At 63.6% G+C, this 17292-nt stretch carries 15 protein-coding genes and 2 pseudogenes; 13 read left to right on the forward strand and 4 right to left on the reverse strand.

The annotated features are described in order from the left end of the window. Positions 1-56 precede the first annotated feature (56 nt). A complete protein-coding gene (locus BLR03_RS16515) occupies positions 57-1322 on the forward strand; it encodes a metal-dependent hydrolase family protein (RefSeq protein ID WP_254788552.1) in 1266 nt (421 codons plus the stop codon). 114 nt (positions 1323-1436) lie between these two features. On the opposite strand, the pseudogene BLR03_RS16520 reads toward BLR03_RS16515, so the two are convergent. The 4 genes and pseudogenes from BLR03_RS16520 to BLR03_RS16535 form a co-directional block, all read right to left on the reverse strand. Continuing rightward, a pseudogene (locus tag BLR03_RS16520) lies at positions 1437-1685 on the reverse strand (glutamate dehydrogenase); the annotation flags it as partial. Between the two features lie 400 nt (positions 1686-2085). After that, entirely contained in the window at positions 2086-3567 is a 1482-nt protein-coding gene (locus BLR03_RS16525) for an NAD-dependent succinate-semialdehyde dehydrogenase (protein ID WP_091254750.1), read from the reverse strand. A 185-nt stretch (positions 3568-3752) separates the two neighbouring features. Continuing rightward, positions 3753-4613, reverse strand: a complete 861-nt coding sequence (locus BLR03_RS16530) for an alpha/beta fold hydrolase (RefSeq protein ID WP_091254752.1) — start codon at positions 4611-4613, stop codon at positions 3753-3755. Between the two features lie 18 nt (positions 4614-4631). Continuing rightward, entirely contained in the window at positions 4632-5039 is a 408-nt protein-coding gene (locus tag BLR03_RS16535) for a hypothetical protein (RefSeq protein WP_091254755.1), read from the reverse strand. A gap of 217 nt (positions 5040-5256) precedes the next feature. Between BLR03_RS16535 and BLR03_RS16540 the strand changes: the two genes are divergently transcribed. The 12 genes and pseudogenes from BLR03_RS16540 to BLR03_RS16595 form a co-directional block, all read left to right on the forward strand. Then, entirely contained in the window at positions 5257-6255 is a 999-nt protein-coding gene (locus BLR03_RS16540; RefSeq protein ID WP_091254757.1) for a LysR family transcriptional regulator, read from the forward strand. Positions 6256-6422: 167 nt separating this feature from the next. Next, entirely contained in the window at positions 6423-7532 is a 1110-nt protein-coding gene (locus tag BLR03_RS16545; protein ID WP_091254760.1) for a hypothetical protein, read from the forward strand. A gap of 335 nt (positions 7533-7867) precedes the next feature. Continuing rightward, the gene (locus BLR03_RS16550; protein WP_254788553.1) at positions 7868-8911 is read left to right on the forward strand and encodes a LacI family DNA-binding transcriptional regulator; all 1044 of its coding nucleotides are present in this window, start codon (positions 7868-7870) and stop codon (positions 8909-8911) included. Positions 8912-9042: 131 nt separating this feature from the next. Continuing rightward, positions 9043-9534, forward strand: a complete 492-nt coding sequence (locus BLR03_RS16555) for a hypothetical protein (protein WP_254788554.1) — start codon at positions 9043-9045, stop codon at positions 9532-9534. A gap of 109 nt (positions 9535-9643) precedes the next feature. Continuing rightward, positions 9644-10798: a substrate-binding domain-containing protein gene (locus BLR03_RS16560; RefSeq protein WP_091254764.1), complete on the forward strand. Its 1155-nt coding sequence runs from the start codon at positions 9644-9646 to the stop codon at positions 10796-10798. Positions 10799-10852: 54 nt separating this feature from the next. Then, positions 10853-12361, forward strand: coding sequence for a sugar ABC transporter ATP-binding protein (locus BLR03_RS16565; protein ID WP_091254766.1), 1509 nt, complete (start codon positions 10853-10855; stop codon positions 12359-12361). Positions 12362-12363: 2 nt separating this feature from the next. After that, positions 12364-13353 (forward strand): ABC transporter permease, encoded by a 990-nt coding sequence (locus BLR03_RS16570; RefSeq protein WP_091254769.1) that lies wholly within the window; start codon positions 12364-12366, stop codon positions 13351-13353. After that, the gene (locus BLR03_RS16575) at positions 13350-14534 is read left to right on the forward strand and encodes a Gfo/Idh/MocA family protein (RefSeq protein ID WP_217639806.1); all 1185 of its coding nucleotides are present in this window, start codon (positions 13350-13352) and stop codon (positions 14532-14534) included. Before BLR03_RS16570 ends, BLR03_RS16575 begins: the two co-directional genes overlap by 4 nt. Next, positions 14534-15364, forward strand: a complete 831-nt coding sequence (locus BLR03_RS16580; protein WP_091254771.1) for a sugar phosphate isomerase/epimerase family protein — start codon at positions 14534-14536, stop codon at positions 15362-15364. Before BLR03_RS16575 ends, BLR03_RS16580 begins: the two co-directional genes overlap by 1 nt. Positions 15365-15380: 16 nt before the next feature. Beyond that, complete coding sequence (locus BLR03_RS16585) at positions 15381-16553, forward strand: levoglucosan dehydrogenase (RefSeq protein WP_091254774.1); 1173 nt, start codon at positions 15381-15383, stop codon at positions 16551-16553. A gap of 92 nt (positions 16554-16645) precedes the next feature. Beyond that, the gene (locus BLR03_RS16590) at positions 16646-16969 is read left to right on the forward strand and encodes a putative quinol monooxygenase (protein WP_091254777.1); all 324 of its coding nucleotides are present in this window, start codon (positions 16646-16648) and stop codon (positions 16967-16969) included. 53 nt (positions 16970-17022) lie between these two features. Continuing rightward, a pseudogene (locus tag BLR03_RS16595) lies at positions 17023-17292 on the forward strand (sugar phosphate isomerase/epimerase); the annotation flags it as partial.

Consider the following 17292-nt stretch of genomic DNA (forward strand, 5'->3'; position numbering starts at 1 on the left):
GTCGGGCGCCGCTTCGGGGCCCGACCGCGAAGGTCAACAGGAAGGAAACCTCCCACGTGACAATCCATGCCGCAGGGACCCTCACTATTCAAAACGCCCTGATTTTCGACGGCGAGTCCCCGGACCTGTTCGAGGGCTCCATCACGGTCAGCGAAGGCCGGATCACCGCCGTGGGCCAAGACGCCGAACCAGCCTCCACCGTCGTGGACGCCGGCGGTCGGACAGTGATTCCCGGGCTTATCGACGCCCACTTCCACGCCTACGCTCTCAGCCTGACCTCGGTCAAGAACGAGACAGGGCCGCTGAGCTATTCCGCCCTGGCCGGCGCGCGTCGCCTCGAGGCCGCCCTTGTCCGCGGTTTCACTTCTGTTCGCGACGTGGCCGGTGGCGATATCGGTCTTGCGAATGCCATCGAAGAAGGCCTGTACCCTGGCCCACGCTACTTCTTCACCGGCCCCGCCCTGAGTCAGACGGGCGGCCACGGAGATATCCGCGCGGCCAATGACGGGAGCTGTTTTCACGGGGGCCATATGTGCGAAGTGGTGGACGGCGCCGATGACCTGCTGCGCGCGGTGCGTCACCGGTTCCGCACCGGGGCCACCGCAATCAAGCTCATGACCTCCGGAGGGGTCATTTCGCCCGTCGACCCTATACGGGTCCCCCAGTACAGCGCGGCGGAAATCCGCGTTGTGACCGAGGAGGCATCCCGGAGAGGCAGCTACGCCACGGCCCATGCTTACTCACCCGAAGCCATCCGCCATTCCGTGCTGAACGGGGTCCGCTGCATCGAACACGGCAACCTGCTCGATACCGCCACCGCCAAGCTGATGGCAGACAATGACGTCTACCTCGTCCCCACACTGGTGACTTACGATGCGATGGACCGGCGCGGTGTAGAAATCGGCCTAACCCAGGCGGGGGCGGCCAAGAACTTGGAAGTCCTCCGGGCTGGCAGGAACGCAGTCGGGCTGGCCCGGGACGCCGGGGTCCGGATCGGATTCGGGACGGACCTTATGGGTGAACTGGAGGACGAGCAGCTGGCCGGACTCCGCCTGCAATGTGAAGTGCTCGGGGTGTACGAAGCACTCCGATCGGCGACGTCAACCAACGCTGCCCTGCTGCGACGTGATGACTTGGGACGGATAGCAGAGGGTGCTTGTGCCGACCTCATAGTGCTCGACGGAAATCCGTTCGAGGAACCCTCAATCCTCTGGAACGAGAGCCGGCCCCGCACCGTCATCAAGGACGGTCAGATCTTTGCCCCGGGGGATCTGACCACCTTCACTCCGCCCCAGGATATGAATCCTGCTCCCGGCAGATGAAGAACATGGCGAATACCCGGAAGTCAGCTACCGGACGACGAATGGAGGTGCGACCACCAGCCTCCCCCGTTCCGATTCCTGAGACGACGAATCGTCCGTCGTCGCGGAACAACCTCACGTCGCCTGGCCGGATACACCGTCGATGAGATCCTGGGCGAGCATCGCGTCGGCTACTTTCACGAAGCCGCCAATGTTCGCTCCCAGCACGTAGTTTCCCGGGTCCCCGTACTCGTCCGCGGTGGCAGCGCAGCGGTCCGGGATCCCGACCATGATCTCCGTGAGCCGTTCCTCGGTGTGCGCGAACGACCAGGGGTCGCGGCCGGCGTTCTGCTGCATTTCCAGCGCGGACGTCGCCACGCCTCCGCGTTGGCGGCCTGGCGGGGAAGTCTGTCACTACCCGAGTCCGTGAGTGCTGTGCGGCCGATAGCGGATATTGCGGCGCTAGGTTGTCGAAGGGGCCATTGTCCGCGCTCCGAGACCAGACGCTAGAGGTTGATCGGGCTTCACCGTGGAAGTCACTGACCTGCCAGCTGTACGCCCGCCCCGATCCTGCACCCCGCCGGACGCAAACAGGATCGGGCAAGAGTGTCGGCGCGTGCGGCGCGTTGAGCCGAAGAGTCTGATTAATGCGCGACCTTCCACTGTTTTCACGGCCATTTGTGGCCCGCACCCGATGTCCAAAACCGTGCACGCAGCAAAGGGCCTCCCATGTTGCGAGGACGGGAGGCCCCTTGCGGTTTGGGGTGTCAGTGGGCCGCCGCGGTTAGCCGGCGTAGGGGTCGGCGATGCCGATGTACTGGGTGTAGAGGTATTCCTCGATGCCCTCGAGTCCGCCTTCGCGGCCCAGGCCGGACTGCTTGATGCCGCCGAACGGGGCGGCCGCGTTGGAGACGACGCCGGCGTTCAGGCCGAGCATGCCGGTTTCGAGGCGTTCGCCCATCCGGATTCCGCGGTTGAGGTCTCTCGTGAAGACGTAGGCTACGAGGCCGTATTCGGTGTTGTTCGCGAGCCGGACTGCCTCGTCCTCGGTGTCGAAGGTGATGATCGGGGCGACGGGGCCGAAGATTTCCTCGGACAGGATCCGGGTGCCCTCGCGCACGTCGAGGAGAAGGGTGGGTTCGTAGAAGTATCCCGGGCCCTCCACGGCGGAACCGCCCATGATGAGGACAGCACCATCACTCACGGCGTCGGTGACGAGTTCGTGGACCTTGTCCCGGCTCTTCGCATCGATCAGCGGACCGACCTTGGATTCGGCCTCGGTGCCCCGGGCGGTGGTCATGTCGGCCATCTTCGCGGCGAACTTCTTCGCGAACTCCTGGGCGACGGACTCGTGGACGATGAACCGGTTGGCCGCGGTGCAGGCCTCGCCCATGTTCCGCAGCTTCGCCAGCATGGCGCCGGCGACGGCGGCATCGACATCGGCGTCCTCGAACACCACGAACGGGGCGTTCCCGCCGAGTTCCATCGAGGTCCGCAGGACCGTCTCGGAGGCGTCGGCGAGCAGCCGGCGGCCGACCTCCGTGGAGCCGGTGAAGGAGAGCTTCCGCAGGCGCTGATCCTTGATCAGCGGCCCCGTCGTGGCGCCGGCCGTGGAGGTCGGGATGACGTTCAGGACACCGGCGGGCAGGCCGGCCTCGACCATCACGGCCGCGAACAGCTGGGAGGTCAGCGGGGTCAGGTTCGCGGACTTGAGCACCATGGTGCAGCCGGCGGCGACCGCGGGGGCGATCTTGCGGGTGGCCATGGCCAGCGGGAAGTTCCACGGCGTGATCAGCAGGCACGGGCCCACCGGCTTCTTGGTCACCAGCAGCCGGGACTTGCCGTCCGGGGAGACCGAGTAGCGGCCGAACGCGCGGACGGCTTCCTCGGAGAACCAGCGCAGGAATTCCGCGCCGTAGGTGACCTCGCCGCGGGCCTCGGCCAGCGGCTTGCCCATCTCCAGGGTCATCAGCAGCGCGAAGTCCTCGGCCCGCTCGGTGACGAGCTCGAAGGCGCGGCGCAGGATCTCCCCGCGTTCGCGGGCCGGGACCTTCGCCCAGGACTCCTGCGCGGCAGCGGCCGCGTCCAGGGCGGCCCTGCCGTCCTCGGGACCGGCATCGGCGATGCTCAGCAGCACCTTGCCAGTCGCGGGGTCCTCGACCTCAAAGGTCTTCCCGGACGCGGCCGGACGCCATTCGCCGTTGATCAGCAGGCCCGTCGGGACCGAGGCCAGCAGCGCGGCTTCACGCTGGGCGGTTATTGACATCGTTCTATCTCCAGGGGGTTTTAAGGAAGTCGTAGCGGCGTGCAGCCCGACCTTCAGCAGTTTGGTGCGGTCCGGCTGCCGGAGGCAGGGCATGAGGGGTTAAATCTGTGTGTCTTTCACCATTGAGGTGGCAGGGTCGGTGCCGACCCTCTTGGGTCGGCACCGACGCCTTAGGTGAGAATCGGCTAGGCTCGGACGCTTGTCTTGGTGCGGATCAGGTCCAGAGCCTGAACGAGGTATCCCTTGAAGACCGGGTAGTTCTCGCTCATCGGGAAGTGCCCGATGGCTTTCATCTCGATGAACTCTGCATCCGGGATCTGGCTGGCGGTGCGGGCTCCGTCTTCAGGGGTGGTGAGGTAGTCGTACTCGCCGGTCATCAGGACTACCGCGCATTTATCGGTCTGGATTTCGCCGAGTTTGCCGCGCAGATCGTGGTCCACCGAGTAGAAGTACAGGTCACCCTTGAACGCCTCGGAACCCTGGGTGTAGTAGAACCACGTTTTCCAGCGGTCCGCCTCAGGCGATTGCGGGGCCATGAGATCCCAGGTGCCGCTGCCGCACACCTGCGCGGCGTTGGCGTGGGGGTGCTGCCACCAGTCGAGGTAGAACCCCGGTGAGTAGTCCGCCCCCTCCACGGGGATGACGGCGTCGAACCTCTCCGGGAAGCGGTGGGCGAGCTGCAGCGCTATGTTGCCGCCGAAGGAGGATCCCATGAAGATGGGGTCGACCAGTTCTAGTGCATCGACGAGGGCGACGATGAAGTTGGCGTAGTGGTCCGCGCTGAGCTGGTACTCCTCGGTCCACCACTCGGTGTTTTCCGGCGGGTCTGATTTGCCGTGGCGGGGGAGGTCGTAGGCGATGACGCGGTAGTTGGCGGTGATCTCCGGGTCCTCCAGCAGGCCGCGCCATTGGTGGTTGTGGGCTCCTGCGGTGTGCTGGCAGACCAGGGGCTGGCCCTGGCCGTTTTCGAGGTAGAAAACCTTGTATTCGAGGCCGTCCACGTCGACGGTGACGTAGTGGCCGGTGACGGGGGAAATTTTGCTCATGTCAGGAACTCCTATGGTCTAGACGGGTGCGCCGGTGGAGCGCAGCAGTTCGATCTGGCGGGTGATGCAGCGCAGGTTCTGCATCAGGACCAGGACGTCGCCCTCCAGCTTCATGTCGCGCTGGAAAGTGGCGGCCCAGATGCCGTGGTACATGGGAGCCGGGACGGGCTTGCCGAATTCACCCCAGGTGTGGGCGCTGGCCCGGATGGCGAACTGGTAGGGCACCTCGATGGGTCCCGGGTCCACGGAAATCTGGGCGATGGTGCCCGACACAACCCGGACAACAAAAGTGTGCGCCTCCATGTCCAGCAGGTAGGAGCAGGTGAAGTACTTGCCGTGGGCCTGAATTTCCGGGTCCTGGTTGTTGGCCTCGGTGAAGCTCTGAACCCAGGATTCTACAGAAGGGGCACGTGTTGCGACCGTCATTTCGTTGTTCCTCTCATTGGTCTCGCGGAGGGTCGGGCTTCTCTGTCCGAGCCTCTTTAGCGGGGTTTCCGGAGTGCCTTTGCGGCTGTCTCCGATGGCAACCCTTCGCTGTTTCCATTGCAGCCCCCGTTGCCCCGAACGGTCCAATACCTGTCCCCTATCCACCGATAGCCTGAAACTATTGGACCCCGATTGTGGCGGAGCTTAGAGTTGAACGATGCAGCAGCCACAGCTTGACCTGCGCGTCCTGCAGTACTTCGTCGCCGTTGCGGAAGAGCTGCATTTCGGGCGAGCCGCTGCCCGACTTCACATCGCCCAGCCATCCCTCAGTGTCCAAATACGGAAGCTTGAACACTCTCTGGGCACTCCCCTGCTGATCCGGACCAGCCGCAGCGTCTCCCTGACCAGCGCGGGAGATGTTCTGCTGGGTGAAGCAAAACGCCTTATATCCGCGGCGCAGCGCGCCGTTTCGTTGACCCGGGAGGCTGCCAGCGGCGTGAGGGGCACCCTGATAGTCGGCTTTCAGGCCAACGCGGCTGCTGAACTGACGCCGCGGATCCTTGCCGCGTTCAAGAACAACCACCCGGAAATCCACGTCCAGATGAGGTCCTTCGATTTCGCAGACCCTACTGCCGGGCTTGCCGACGGAAGCGCTGACGTGGCATTTGTGCGGCCTCCGCTGCCGGCGGCTGACTGGCTCGCCATGGAGACACTGTTCATTGAGCCGCGGGTCCTCGTAGTTGCCAGCAGTTCCCGCTTTGCCGGGCTGTCCGAGGTCTCGGTGGAACAGGTCGTTGATGAGCCCTTCGTCGCCCGCAAGGCTCCGGATAAGTGGCGGGATTTCTGGCTCGCAACCCAGGCCCGCGGCGGGCAGCCGGTCCGTCTGGGCACTCAGGTAGCCACCGTCGACGAGTGTTTCGAAGCCATCATGGGTGAGCGGGGAATTGCGTTCACTCAAGCCTCCACCCAGCGTTTCTATGACCGTCCGGGGCTGTCTTTCATCCCGGTCAGAGACGTCCCGCCCTCTCCGCTGTCGATTGCATGGCGCACTGACGTCAACGACGAGCTGGCACGCGAGTTCGTGGAGACCGCCCGGACCCTGGCCTCCTTCGGTGGCGTCCCGAACCTCGCCGACTCCCGGCGGGGCGCCTCGCCGCAGTTTCCGGACGGGCGGGGCAATGCGCCATCCATGGCGGGCAGAGGAACTCTCAGGTGAGGCCGCTGCCGACAGACGCTGACCGAGCGAGCCGGGGAAGCCTGCAGGGCCACGAACCGCGGCGGCCCGGAGCACACCCCACGGAGTCAGGCATCGGGAACCTGTGACCACGGCGAAGGTGACATCCAGTTCGCTGGTTATAGGCACTGAACTTTAGGAGGCCGGGCGTGCCGGAAAGTTCGGGCGACGTAAACCACATCAGTACCCTTGCCCTCGGCGTGCTCGCCGAACCGGAGGTCACGGCCGAGTTTGCCGAGCGCAACGGCCGCGAAGTGGTCCATCTGCTCAACCTTGCCGATGAACGCCACGACTGGTCCGTGGTGATCGAGTACCAGGATTTTACGGCCGGCAATGGGTTGGCACCGATGCTGGACTCCATGGCGAAGCACCGGATCCGCCGCGCATGGGATGTCATGGTCTGCCTGACCGATCTGCCGATTCGATTCGAGGGCCGGACTGTGGTCGCGGAAGTTGCCCTTGGGGAGCCGATCTCCCTGGTTTCCTTGCCCGCGCTGGGCGCCGTCAACATCGACCGCCGGATCCGCACTGCCGTCGCCGACCTCGGCTGGGCGATGCACCGCCACTTCGATCCCGAGGATGACGCCGGGGAATTCGGTCCGCCCTCGCTGCACCAATCGCGGCGCATCGAGTCCGCTGTTCTTGACGCCGGGCCGATCGGGTTCCGCTACGTCTCCGCGACCCGCCTAGGCCGCGGACGGTTGCTGGCGGGCATGCTGCGCGCGAACCGTCCTTGGCGGCTGGTCTTCGGCCTAAAAAGCGCAATGGCCGCCGCGATCGCCACAGGCGCCTTCGCGCTAGTCACGAACACAATCTGGCAACTCGCAGACCTGCTGGGGGCGCCGAGGCTCACGTTGCTGATGGTCCTGTCGATCAGTTCAATGGTGTTCTGGATCATCACCCAACACGATCTGTGGGAAAGCCCCCGGCGCGACGATCGCCTCGAACGATACAAGGCTTCCTTATACAACACTTCTACAGTGTGGTCGTTGATGATTGGCGTCGTGATCAGCTACGTCCTGCTGTTCGTGGCCGTGCTGCTGGCCGCGGCGTTCACTATCGACGATGTCCTATTGGAGCAGACCCTGCAACACCCGGTGAACGTTTGGGACTTTGTCGAGGTCGCCTGGATGACGACATCGGCGGCGCTCATCGGCGGCGCGTTGGGCTCGGGATTCGAGTCAAAGGACGACATTCTTCGGGCCGCGTACGGCCAACGAGAACGTCATCGTCGCCAGTCGGCCGACGAAAGCGAATAATCCGGTCTTGCCGGAGGCGCCCCTGCCTATCCTCGTTTCGGTACTCCCACCGTCGCATTCACGGCGGTGCCCGGCGGCGATGAAGCTACGTGGGGAGGGTGTTATGCCAGGCGCTGTTGACGGGTGTACGAACGTATCCAAAAGGCTCTCGAAACCGAAGGGACAGAGCCCGCCACCAGACTCCGTGGCATCAAGGTCTGAGCCCGACCCTGACGCGACAGACGCCAGGGGGCACCGCAGGACCGCGTAAGGTTAACTGCACTGGGAAGCCTCCGACGGGGGCTGGTGTTGGCGAATCAGGGGAGCCCGTGACAGGAGCAGCGAAGGGTAACAACGTGAAGGCAGCTTCTGCCTATCCGTCCAGACCCCGTAAGCCGAACATCAGTGATGTGGCCCAGGTGGCCGGAGTCTCCTACCAAACGGTCTCCCGGGTGTTGAACAACGCTCCGGACGTCAGCGCTGCAACACGCGTGCGGGTCCAGCAAATCATCAAGGACATGGGGTACCGCCGCAGCAGGGCAGCCACCGCCCTCTCCACGAGCCGTTCGACGGCCATCGGTATCCTGACCGACGGTTCCCCGCGCTTCGGCCCGGTCGGAACGCTCATGGCTCTCGAGAAAGTTGCCCGGCAGAAGGGTTACTTCACTACCGTCGTCACGGTCGAGGAGCCGTACGAGGATTCCATCCCAAAGGCACTGGACACGTTGGACGAGATTGAGGTGGACGGCATCATTGTCATCGCACCGCTCCTGTCCATGGCAGCGGCCGTTAGGGACGCTACCATCCAAGTTCCGGTCGAGATGATCGCCGCTGGAGCGTCATCGACTCCAAACGTCTTCACGTACTCGGAGAACCAGGAATTGGGGGCGCGCATGGCCACCCAGCACCTCATGGATCTTGGCCACACCGACATCGCGCATTTCGCCGGGTCCATGGACTGGTTTGACGGGCGGGTGCGGAAGCGCGGCTGGGAGGCCGCACTCCGAGACGGCGGCCTCGCGCCAGGGCTGTGCCTGGAGGGCGATTGGAGCCCGGGGTGGGCCTACGAGACGGGCCTCCGGCTGATCGAGGAGAAAAAGGTCCCGCAGGCGATCTTTGCAGCCAGTGACCACACCGCCTTGGGTCTCATCCGCGCCTTGGCCGAGTCCGGCATCCGCGTCCCAGACGATGTCAGCATTGTGGGATTCGATGATGTCGAAGGCTCAGACTTCTTCCTTCCTCCCCTGACCACGGTGCGGCAGGACTTTGCCGCGCTGGCCCACGCCAGCATAGAGGTGCTTCTGGGCGCGATTGAGGGTCGCGAAGTGGACCGCGCGCCCAGCGAGCCGACGCTGGTGGTTCGCAAGAGCGCGGCACCGGCCCGAAACCGCCGCCTGTAGCGCCCGTCCCGCGTCGGACGCCCCAAGTATTCCTGGCGTGAGACTTGACACAGTTTCCGTGATCGGTCACGATTGAAGAGTTCCGTGACCGGTCACGGAGATGGAACTCAACGGCGAGGAAAGAGGAACAGGTGCACAGCGAACCCCGCGCCAACTCGTTTATGCTTCACCCCGACGTGGCGGTTCATGACATTGACGAGGCCCAATGGGAGCACGTCAGGCAGCTCCTAGCAAAGGCAGCATGCTCGAACGATGACGTCGCACGCGCTGTCCGCGACTTCGTCCCCCCAAGTTCGTCGGCCGTGGTCGGTGTCTTCAACGGCCGTGTCCTCTGGGCAAGCCTGGTCGTCGCCGTTGACCACACGGCCGCGATCACCTCCGTGACAACCGTGGACGGCGCCGCGGTCAAGTTGCACGGGGACATGGGCACAGTGGCCGGCGATGTCGTGAGATGGGTCCACGCCCATCACGGACTCTGCTCGCTGGGCCTCTTCCTCGACAAACCACACGCGGAGGAGTTCTTGAACGCCTCCGACAAGGCTGCCGCCATCCGTACGGCCTCGGCCGCCGGCGGGCTCGTCCTGTCACCGGTTCCCGCTCCATTGGCGACCGCCCTCGCCTAAGAAGACCTCACCACTACACACCTCATCGTTGGGCCCGCGGGCCCCGCGGCGCTGAAGAACACCCTCTTGGGCTCATCACCCACATCACAAATCAGGACTGGAGAACACCATGATCCGCAGGACGACCCTATTCGCTGTTGCAGCGGCTATTGCTCTCGCCACCTCCGGCTGCAGCTCAGCGGCGAGCACCACCACAACACAGGATGCCGGCGTATCGGCCAAAGCCGACGAAGCCTTAGCCAAAATCAAGGGCCAAGTCTTGAGCAAGGGTCCGAACGGCGAAGAGCCTTCCCCCGTCTCCGTGGCTGAGCTGAGCGATGACGACGTCACCAAGATCAAGGCCCTGGGCGCCAAGGCGGCCATCGTTATGCATTACGGAGGCAACGACTGGGCAAACGCACAGATCGCGGGCCTGAAGAGCGAATTCTCGCGTCTCGGAATCAACCTCATTGCCACCACGGATGCCAACTTCAAGCCGGACAAGCAGGTTTCAGACCTGGAAACGGTCATGACCCAGAAGCCCAACATTGTCGTTTCAATCCCCACCGACCCAGTCGCCACTGCGTCCGCCTACAAGAAGGCAGCCGCGGACGGAGCGAAGCTGGTCTTCATGGACAACGTCCCCCAGGGGCTTACAGCCGGCAAGGACTATGTCTCAGTCGTATCTGCCGACAACTACGGCAACGGCGTCGTCTCGGCCCATCAGATGGCGAAGGCGCTGGGCGGCAAGGGGAAGATCGGCATGATCTTCCATGAGGCCGACTTCTTTGTCACCAAGCAGCGCTACCAGGGGTTCAAGGACACCATCACCAAAGATTACCCGGACATCAAGATCGTCGAGGAAAAGGGCATCGCAGGTCCCGATTTCGCTGGTGACGCACAGAGCGCAGCGAACGCCATGCTGAGCAAGTACGCCGACCTCTCCGGGATCTGGGCCGTCTGGGACGTTCCTGCAGAAGGTGTCATGGCCGCAGCCCGTGCCGCGGGCCGAACCGATCTGAAGATCGCCACCGAGGACCTGGGCAAGAACGTTGCAATTGCACTCGCCAAGAATGAGCTGGTAGTCGGTCTCGGTGCCCAGGTGCCTTTTGATCAGGGTGTCACGGAAGCGCGGCTCGGCGCCCTGGCCCTGCTCGGAAAGACTCCGCCGGCGTACGTCGCGCTGAGTGCCGTGCCCGTTGACCACAACAACGTCCTCGAATCGTGGAAGCAGGTCTACCACGAAGATGCCCCCAAGGATATCCAGGACTCCTTCAAGAAATAGCGGCCTGGGGCCGGCCGCAGGGCCTGCCCCAGGCCACCGAAAAAGGAATTCACCATGAAAACAGGAGAGCCAGCCGTCGAGATGCGGTCGATCTCGAAGGGATTCAACGGCGTCAACGTCCTCAATGACGTGGACTTCGAGGTCCGAGCCGGAGAGGTGCACGCGCTTGCCGGGGGTAACGGCGCCGGCAAGTCAACACTGATGAAAATTCTTCAGGGCGTGTATCAGACTGACTCCGGCAGTATTCTCGTCGGCGGAAAACCAGTCGAGATCAACTCGATCCAAGATGCCAAAGCCGCCGGTATCGGCATGGTCTTCCAGGAATTCAGCCTGGTGCCGAGCCTGACCGTGGCCCAGAACATCTTCCTCGGCGCAGAACCGCAGGGCCGGAGCGGCCTGATCGACGACAGGGAAGCTGTCCGCCGGGCCAGCGAAGTCTTCAAGGAGATGGAGGTCGAGGTCGATCCACGCACCCAAGTTTCCAAGCTGGGCACCGCGTACTGGCAGTTGACCGAAATCGCCAAGGCGCTGGCCCAGAACGCGAGGGTCCTCATCATGGACGAGCCGACGGCGAGCCTGGCCCGGCATGAAACCGAGGCCCTCTTTGACCTTGTAGCGAGGCTGAAGAAGCGGGGAATATCCATCATCTACATCTCTCACCGGATGGATGAGGTTTACCGGATCGCCGACCGCATCACCATCCTTCGCGACGGACGCCGGCTGCTCACGGAGCGCTTGAGTAACGTCACCCCGGAACAGATTGTCGAAGGCATCGTCGGGAAGAAGATCGAGGGGCAACTGACCTACCAGCAACGGGAACACGATTCGGCGTCGGCTTCACCCGTCCTGGAAGCCCGGAACCTCACATGCGGCAAGAGGGTACGCGACGTCTCCTTCACCCTGCACGCGGGGGAAATCCTCGGCTTGGCAGGACTCATGGGAAGCGGTCGCACCGAGCTTGCCAGGGTTCTCTTTGGAATCGATTCGCTCGAAAGCGGCGAGATCCTGATCCGGGGCAAGAAAGCCGTCATCACCAGCCCGCGACGAGCCATTGATGCGGGGTTGGCTCTCATCCCCGAAGATCGACGGGACCAAGGGCTTGTGCTCGACCATTCCGTTCGGGACAACCTGCTGCTGCCGTTGCTGGACAACATCAAGCGCGGGCCCCTGCTCGATGCGGGGGCAGGCAGGACATTGTCCGGCTCACTCATCAAGAGGTTCGCCGTGAAGGTTGCGCATCCGAACAAGCCAGTGCGGCTGCTCTCCGGCGGAAACCAGCAGAAGGTGGTGCTGGCCAAATGGCTCGGCACGGAACCGGACGTCCTCATTCTCGACGAGCCAACGGCCGGCGTCGATATCGGCACCAAGAGCGAGATTCTGGACATGATCAGGGAACTCGCCAACGCCGGCAAGGCCGTCATTGTCATTTCCTCGGAGTACCCCGAATTGCTCGCAGTAAGCGACAGGGTCCTGGTCCTGAGGGATGGATCCATAACGCGTGAACTAAAACGCAGCGAAATCGCCGACGAAGAATCACTACAACTCGCAGTTCAGGGAGTCTGATCATGAACAACACGACCATTTCCACAGAAGCTCCTAAAATCGGGGGTCTGGACGCAGTCAAACGCTCGTTGGGTGAGCTCGACTGGCGCCGCTACGTCATCTACATCGGGTTCGTCGTAGTCTTCATCTTCTTCGCCGTCCTACTGCGCGACCAGGGGTTCCTCTCCCCCACCAACCTCCTGAACATCTTCCGGCAGACCGCAACCATCACCGTCATTGCCGTGGGAATGACGTACGTCATCGCCTGCGCTGAAATAGACCTCAGCGTTGGTTCGACTGCAGGACTATCAAGCGTCTGCACAGCAATGGCCCTCTCCCAGTGGGGCCTCGTCCCCGGCATCCTGGCGGGCCTTGCGGTCGGGCTGGTTGTCGGATCGATCAATGGTGCCCTGGTAAGCCTCCTGGGGATTCCTTCCTTCCTAGTCACCCTGGGCATGCTCGGGATCGCCGTCGGTGTGGCGCAGTGGATCACCGCTTCAGCGCCGCAGCCAATCCTCAACGACACGTTCAACATGCTGTTCGGATCCGGAAACTTCGGCCCCGTTCCGGGACTGATCGTATGGAGTGCCATCTTCGTGGCAATCGGCGCCGTAGTGCTTTCCCGCACCAAATTCGGCCGCCAGGTGCTGGCCACCGGCGGCAACAGGACCGCCTCCGACTTCACGGGCATCAACACCAAACGCATCAAATTCCAGGTTTTGCTGATCTCCGGGATGGTCGCCAGCGTCGCCGGCATGCTGTACGCAGGAAGGCTCCAGTCCGGCCGCTTCCAGTGGGGCACCGGCGACGAACTCTCCGCAATCGCGGCAGTGATTCTCGGCGGTACCAGCCTCTTCGGCGGAGCAGGCTCGGTCGTCGGAACCCTGTTCGGCGCTCTTCTTATCGGCTTGATCAACAACGGCCTCATCCTCGCCGGCCTCGACAGCAGCCAACAGCAAGTGGTCCGCGGGGCCATCATCATTCTGGCCGTCGCACTGGCCCGCAAGAAATGACGTCCATCCCCCAACCTCTGCGCTCAGGAATCATTGGCACCGGGTTCATGGGCTCCGTCCATGCTGCTGCCGTCCGGACGGCGGGAGGAACAGTTACCCGCGTGGCCGGCCGAAGCCAAGCCGGAGCCGTGCAGGCGCTGGCCAGGCTCGGCGGGGCCGTAGCCGCAGAATCCCCGAAGGCCCTTATCGAGGCGGACGACGTAGACGTGGTGCACATCTGCACTCCGAACGCCACACACGCCGAGCTGGCCAAACTGGCGATCGCCGCCGGCAAAGCCGTCATCTGCGAGAAGCCCCTGGCGACGACCGCAAGGGACGCCGCCGGACTGCACGCGGAAGCCAACCGTGCCGGCGTCGTGAACGCCGTGCCTTTCGTCTACCGCTTCTACCCTGCAGTTCGGGAAGCCCGGGCACGGCTGCAGGCAGGGGAAGCGGGCCCTCTCTGGTTGCTGCATGGTTCATACCTCCAGGACTGGCTGGCAGATGCCGGTACCAGCAATTGGCGTGTCGATCCGGCTCTCGGCGGCGGTTCCCGGGCGTTCGGTGACATCGGGGTGCATTGGTGCGACCTGATGGAATTCGTCACGGGGCACCGAATAGAAAGACTGGTAGCGCAAACGGCCCGGGCCTTCACTGAACGGCCGCAGACGGTCCGGGATGCCTCGCGGACGACGGCGACCGTCGGCACCGAAGACGGCGCCACCGTCATGTTCGAAACCAGCCAGGGCGCGGTAGGTTCGCTGCTGGTGAGCCAGGTCAGCCCGGGCCGGAAAAATCGGCTCTGGTTTTCGTTTGAGGGTCCTGACGCTGCTTTCTCCTTCAACCAGGAAAGACCGGACAGCCTCTGGGTTGGCGGCAACACCTTCAGCAGAACCATTTCCAGCGGTTCCGACAGCCTGTCAACCGTGCAAGGCAAGCGGTACGCATTTCTCCCTTCAGGCCACCCCCAGGGCTACCAGGACAGCTTCAACGCGTTCGTGGCCGACGTTTACGCGGCCGTGCGAGGCGAGGCTCCGGACGGATTACCGGACTTCCGTGACGGGCTCCGGGCGGCCCTCATCACCGAGGCTGTCTTGGAGTCCGCGGCCACCGGCCGCTGGGTCGACGTGCCCGGCACGGACCACGAATCCTCACCCTCCGGCGCCAGCGGCGCCGCACCGATTTTGGAAAGGAAATCATAATGCAACTCGGATATCACACCATCACCTGGGGTGGCGTGGTCGGCCATCCGGTCGGCGTCACGAGCATCAAGGACCTTTTTTACAAGACGAACGGTTCCATGGAAACAGCCGTGCGGGACATTGCAGCCGCGGGCTACGAGGGCACGGAGATGTTCGACGGCAACCTGGTGGAGTATGCGCACCGCCCTGACGAGCTGCGCGGGCTGCTGGCCGAGTCGGGTGTGAAGCTCGTCTCCGTCTACTCCGGCGCCAACTTCATCTTCGCCGATATCCTCCCGGAGGAATTGCACCGCATAAACCGTGCCGCGGAGCTCGCGGCCACGTTCGGCGCCGAACGACTGGTGGTGGGCGGCGGTGCCCGCCGCGCCGCCGGAACGACGGACCGGGACTACGCGCTGCTCGCCCGCGCTCTGGACCAAGTGACGGACATCGCCGAAAGCTTCGGTCTGAACGCCAGCTATCACCCGCATTTGTCCACCATGGTCGAAAGCACACATGAGCTGGAACGCCTGATGGACAGGACCCGCATTGGCTTCTGCCCGGACACGGCGCACCTGGCCGCGGGCGGTATCGACCCCGCTGCAGTGATTCGCAAATACCCGGACCGGATCCGCCACGTCCATCTCAAAGACTTCCGCGCAGACCCGTTCCAGTTCTTGCCCCTTGGCGAAGGTGACCTGGATTTCCCGGACATCATCCGTGCGGTGAAGGAAAGCGGCTACGACAGCTGGCTGATGGTCGAACTCGACACCTATGACGGCGATCCTCGTGCCGCCGCGGAAATCAGCAAGAAGTACCTCGATAAGATCCTCGCCGATTCCGGCCTCTAACCCAAAGGACGATCCAATGCAGAATCTCAACGTAGGCCTCATCGGAGGCGGTTTCATGGGCAAGGCCCACTCACTCGCGTATGCCGCCATGCCGATGTTCTTCTGGCCCGCCCCGGCCATGCCGGTGCGCAAGGTTATCGCCGAAGCCACAGATGAGCTCGCCGGCGAGGCCGCTCGCCGCTTCGGCTTCGAAAATTCCACTTCCGACTGGCGCAGCATCATCGACGATCCGGACATCCATGTCGTCGACATCGCAACCCCGAACCACCTTCACGCCGAGATCGCGATCGCCGCTGCCGAGGCCGGCAAGCACATTATCTGCGAGAAGCCCCTGGCGCGGACCGGAGCGGAGTCCAAGGCAATGTACGACGCGGTGAAGAACACCGACCTCGTCCACATGGTTGCGTTCAATTACCGTCGCACGCCGGCAGTCGCCCTGGCCAAGAAATACATCGAAGAAGGTGCCATCGGCCGGGTCATCAGCTTCCGCGGCACCTACCTCCAGGACTGGAGCGCCGACCCCAACTCCCCCCTCTCATGGCGCTTCCAGAAGTCGATCGCAGGATCGGGCGCCCTGGGCGACATAGGAACCCACGTGATCGACATGGCCCGATACCTCGTCGGCGAATTCAGCTCGGTCAACTCCATCATGTCCACCTGGATTCCGGAGCGGCCGCTGCAGTCCGGCGGTGCTGACAAACTCGGCAACGTCTCCGGTGGTGAGGGTCCGCGCGGCGCCGTCGACGTCGATGACGAGGTCCTGACCATGGTCAAGTTCGCAAACGGCGCGATCGGATCCATCGAAGCCACACGCAACGCCCACGGCCGCAACAACTTCCTCACCTTCGAGATCCACGGTTCCGAAGGCAGCATCGTCTTCAACTACGAGCGCCGCGACGAGCTTCAGGTCGCCTTTGCCGGCGATCAGGCCGACCGCAAGGGTTTCCGGACCGTCTACACCGGCCCGGCAACCCCCTATGGCGAAGGACTGTGGCCCATCCCTGCCCTGGGAATTGGCTACGGCGAAACCAAGATCATCGAAGCCTACGACTTCTTCAAGGCGATCGCCGAAGGCGGCAGCGTCAGCCCGAACTTCGCGGACGGCTACCAGACGGCGCTAATCGATGACGCCATCATCGATTCCGCTGAAACTGGCGCCTGGGTTGACGTAGCCAAGATCGACTCCTAGCGGGCTGACTGCGCGGCAGGTGCACCGCTTCGAAAAAACGCGGTGCACCTGGCGCGCGCAGACCATTGCGATCACAACGAGAGGGAAACCTGATGACTGACGCTGCACCCGGTGTGCCTGCCTCCACCGCCGTCCGCCTCATTCCGGTTTTCGAAGCCAAGCCGGGCTTCGAAGACGAGTTGGCGCGGCTCCTGTCCGATCTTCAAACTGCCAGCCGCCTTGACGACGGCTGCTTGGAATACTCGGTCTTCAACGACGCGGAGGCGCCGGGCACGTTCCTGCTCTACGAAAAGTGGACGAGCAGTACGGCCTTGGACGTCCACAATGAGCAGCAGCACGTCAAAGACTTTCTCGTATCCGCAGAACAAGTCATGGCCCGGGATCTCAGAGTGTACCGTCCCGGCCCTACTTCGTAGCTCTCTCGCCCGTTACCAAACATTCGCCATCCCCGTCATCGAAAGAGCCTGACATGCCCCGCCCGTACACCCTGTTCACCGGCCAGTGGGCCGACCTGCCCTTCGAGGAAGTCGCGCGCCTGGCCTCCGGCTGGGGCTACGACGGCCTGGAAATCGCCGTCTCCGGCGACCACCTGGACGCCTGGCGCTGGGACGAGCCCGGCTACGTCGACTCCAAGCTCGCCGTGCTTCAGAAGTACAACCTGAAGGTCTGGGCCATCTCGAACCACCTCAAGGGCCAGGCCGTGTGCGATGACCCGATCGACTTCCGCCACGAGGCCATC

Source organism: Arthrobacter sp. ok909, assembly GCF_900104405.1.
In the GTDB taxonomy this organism is placed as follows: Bacteria; Actinomycetota; Actinomycetes; order Actinomycetales; family Micrococcaceae; genus Arthrobacter; species Arthrobacter humicola.

What these genes read in the sequence shown, in the direction of transcription:
- BLR03_RS16525 (WP_091254750.1), bottom strand. Translation starts at nt 3,567, where the DNA reads ATGTCAATAACCGCCCAGCGTGAAGCCGCGCTGCTGGCCTCGGTCCCG.
- BLR03_RS16575 (WP_217639806.1), top strand. Translation starts at nt 13,350, where the DNA reads ATGACGTCCATCCCCCAACCTCTGCGCTCAGGAATCATTGGCACCGGG.
- BLR03_RS16580 (WP_091254771.1), top strand. Translation starts at nt 14,534, where the DNA reads ATGCAACTCGGATATCACACCATCACCTGGGGTGGCGTGGTCGGCCAT.
- BLR03_RS16585 (WP_091254774.1), top strand. Translation starts at nt 15,381, where the DNA reads ATGCAGAATCTCAACGTAGGCCTCATCGGAGGCGGTTTCATGGGCAAG.
- BLR03_RS16570 (WP_091254769.1), top strand. Translation starts at nt 12,364, where the DNA reads ATGAACAACACGACCATTTCCACAGAAGCTCCTAAAATCGGGGGTCTG.
- BLR03_RS16565 (WP_091254766.1), top strand. Translation starts at nt 10,853, where the DNA reads ATGAAAACAGGAGAGCCAGCCGTCGAGATGCGGTCGATCTCGAAGGGA.
- BLR03_RS16590 (WP_091254777.1), top strand. Translation starts at nt 16,646, where the DNA reads ATGACTGACGCTGCACCCGGTGTGCCTGCCTCCACCGCCGTCCGCCTC.
- BLR03_RS16535 (WP_091254755.1), bottom strand. Translation starts at nt 5,039, where the DNA reads ATGACGGTCGCAACACGTGCCCCTTCTGTAGAATCCTGGGTTCAGAGC.
- BLR03_RS16560 (WP_091254764.1), top strand. Translation starts at nt 9,644, where the DNA reads ATGATCCGCAGGACGACCCTATTCGCTGTTGCAGCGGCTATTGCTCTC.
- BLR03_RS16530 (WP_091254752.1), bottom strand. Translation starts at nt 4,613, where the DNA reads ATGAGCAAAATTTCCCCCGTCACCGGCCACTACGTCACCGTCGACGTG.
- BLR03_RS16540 (WP_091254757.1), top strand. Translation starts at nt 5,257, where the DNA reads ATGCAGCAGCCACAGCTTGACCTGCGCGTCCTGCAGTACTTCGTCGCC.